The organism is Bacillus sp. 7894-2 (assembly GCF_002272225.1).
In the GTDB taxonomy this organism is placed as follows: Bacteria; Bacillota; Bacilli; order Bacillales; family Cytobacillaceae; genus Cytobacillus.
The window spans coordinates 1-215 of sequence record NZ_NPDG01000183.1 but is presented as its reverse complement, the minus strand read 5'-3'; the positions used below and the strand labels follow the sequence as shown (position 1 = coordinate 215).

General features: G+C 51.6%; 1 rRNA gene. It reads right to left on the bottom strand.

Features of this window, described 5'->3' with window-relative positions:
• Nucleotides 1-215 (bottom strand): 23S ribosomal RNA (locus tag CHI10_RS22075); the annotation flags it as partial.

Sequence of the window (215 nt, the reverse complement as noted above, 5' to 3'; positions counted from 1 at the left end):
CCTCCTGGTTTGGGCTAATCCCGTTTCGCTCGCCGCTACTCAGGGAATCGCGTTTGCTTTCTCTTCCTCCGGGTACTTAGATGTTTCAGTTCCCCGGGTCTGCCTTCCATACCCTATGTATTCAGGTAAAGATCCTATCCCATTACGGATAGGGGGTTTCCCCATTCGGAAATCTCCGGATCAAAGCTTACTTACAGCTCCCCGAAGCATATCGG